Annotated in this window: 3 pseudogenes; 1 reads left to right on the forward strand and 2 read right to left on the reverse strand. The window is 36.1% G+C overall.

What is annotated here, in order from left to right:
• Positions 1–1,515 (reverse strand): annotated as a pseudogene (locus ACFIKE_RS08370) (autotransporter outer membrane beta-barrel domain-containing protein); the annotation flags it as partial.
• Between the two features lie 790 nt (positions 1,516–2,305).
• Positions 2,306–2,501 (reverse strand): annotated as a pseudogene (locus ACFIKE_RS08375) (transcriptional regulator); the annotation flags it as partial.
• On the opposite strand from ACFIKE_RS08375, the pseudogene ACFIKE_RS08380 reads away from it, so the two are divergent.
• Positions 2,498–2,709 (forward strand): annotated as a pseudogene (locus ACFIKE_RS08380) (phage tail protein); the annotation flags it as partial. The pseudogenes ACFIKE_RS08375 and ACFIKE_RS08380 overlap by 4 nt on opposite strands.

Consider the following 2,709-nt stretch of genomic DNA (forward strand, 5'->3'; position numbering starts at 1 on the left):
TGTAGCTTCATTTTGTATATCAAGGCCGTTTGCAACTTTTTCAATGGTTGTTGTGCCTTTTAATGTAATGACGCTGTCAGCGCCATCGGCTTTTGCGCCAGTTCCGTTGTCATCTGTGGTTGTTAAAGCAACATCTGTGGCATCAATCTGTCCACCTTTTTCTGCAAATAATGCAGCTTGTTTTCCACTGACAGTTCCTCCCGTCTTCGTGATTTGGGCTTTTGGACCTTCTGCATGAAGTCCATAACCATCAGATGATGTAACTGCAGCTTTTTCGTCTAAAGTAATGGTGCTGCCTTCTTTCGCATATACCCCATCAGTTTTTCCGTCGAATGAACCTCCAGACACTGTTATTGTAGAGTTATTATTTGCAAATATGCCTGTTGTCGCTTTAGTGACGGTTACATTGCTTAAAGACACAGTGCTTTTTTCGGCACTTATTCCTTTATCTATCAAGGCGTCATCTTTGCTGCTCGATATTTTTACATTGTCCAGCGTGTTTTTATTTTCATCACTTCCGCTAGCGTTGAAAAGAGCACCTATTTGAGATGCTGTGATGGAACCACCGGTCATACTGGCTGTAGCTTCATTTTGTATATCAAGGCCGTTTGCAACTTTTTCAATGGTTGTTGTGCCTTTTAATGTAATGACGCTGTTAGCGCCATCGGCTTTTGCGCCAGTACTCTTTTTTTCAGTTTCAGAGCCGGTTATTGTCAAATTTTCACTAACGATTTTGCTACCAAATGCTGTATAAAGCCCAGTTACCATATTTTCAATGGTTGTTTTGCCTGTTAATTCAATCATAGTATTTGGCAAGTAGGCCGCTATACCGGTGCTATTGGTATTTTTTTCGTTCTGAGAGCCGGTTATTGTTAAATCTTTACTAACGAGTTTGCTACCAGTTGTTGCCCTAAGACCACCGCCAGCAATGTCTTTAATGGTTGTTTGACCCGTTAATTCAATCACGCTATTAGCACCATCGACGAATATACCAATGCTGTCTTCTTTAGCTTCAGGAAGGATTATCGTTACATCTTTTGCAGTGACTTTACTGCCCTTATTTACCAGAAACCCGTTTGCAACTTTTTCAATGGTTGTTTTGCCTGTTAATTCAATTGTACTATCAGGATCTGTGGTTGTTACACCAGTTCCTGTATCGTCTCCTTTTATTTTTAAATCTTCGCTGGTGATTTTACCACCTGTTTTTGCTAGGATTCCATCCACAGCTTTTTCAATGGTTGTTGTGCCTTTTAACGTAATTTCGCTACCAAGATCTGTAGATGTTACACCAGTTTTTTCAGATTCAGTACCGGTTATTTTTAAATCCTTGCCAATGATTTTTCCAGCATTTGTTGCTTTAATCGCATCATAGTTTTTTTCGGAGGCGTCGCTGGAGACGTCTTTTACGTCTTCATTACTTGTAGCACTTAGGACTGTCGCATATGCGCTGAAATGGGTGCTAAACAGCATGACAGCTACGGCAGCTGTGCCGGATAAAAGAGATTTTTTAAACATTTAGATATTTTCCTTAACTTATAAGCCCCACGCATTCTTCCCCCGCTTACAAGAAGGATATCAAAATGAATGGTTTTCTACTTTGGAGATCAATAGATTGTTTTTATTTTTATGTAAAGTATAAAAATGTTTTTTTATAAAAAATACATAACGTTATATTATTATATTATTATATTATTCATTATGAAATAAATATAAAACTAAATTATAAATAAAAATTATTTTATAATATTATAAATTATTTATATTTTTTGATTGTATATCATAGTGTTATTATTGTGCATTGTTTAGAGATAAACTTTATTGAGTTATAACAAGAAAGAAAAGAATGGAGAAAATATTAGAAAAAAGAAACAAGAAGAGAGGAAATGAGCAATAAAGAATAGCAGTATCTATGCTGCTGTGGATATACAAAAAAGAAAGTTTGTCGTTTGACAGGAGTTTTTTTTAAGTGGGAATAGGTGGGAGTTTATGATTTTTTTATGACTAATTTTCACCATTAAATGGGCGTTTTATCAAAATGGATTTTGACATCTAAAAAATAGTGAAAATGAGAAAAAACTGTGATTCAATGGAAAAATAGGAAAAGGCTTTGAAGATTTAAAAAAAACTCTGTGAAAGCCTAGAAAACCGCCTTTTAAGCCCCTTTGAAAAAAATCTATAAATTGTGAACTTCGCTCCAAAATCAGCCCAAAAAGCAAAAAAAGATATAATATGTTAAAAACAAAGTGTTATTAAAAATCTTAATGTAAGGAGAAATGCACCTTCATTTTCCATTGTATAATGATGGTTAGGTTGGATTTGTGTAGTTCTTGAGTGCTTTTCCAACCTCTATTTGACGTTTTAAATGCAATTTTAAAAAGAGGTAAGGTAAGCTCTATTTTTTCTCTGTCTTTGATGTTTTGAACAAGCTCTTGTAACTTTTTATCAAGCTCTGCTACGAGTTCCGCTGTATCTTCAGGGGGAAGTTTGATTGTTGCATTTTTGTTATTTGATTGACTCCTTTGTACGGGTGGCAAATAGTGATGGGGGTGTTAGTGTTAAACCGGCAAGTCCTTTTGCTGCCGCCATGTTTATCAAACGTGATAAGCAAAGGGGTGGTGTTTTTTGGTCTCCCTCCAACCAAGATGTTAAAGGCATTTTAGGCACGGCACGCCCGATTAGCTATTTTGATGGCGAAATCGATCATGAGGC

This window comes from Bartonella sp. MU70NMGDW, assembly GCF_042194085.1.
Lineage (GTDB): Bacteria > Pseudomonadota > Alphaproteobacteria > Rhizobiales > Rhizobiaceae > Bartonella > Bartonella grahamii.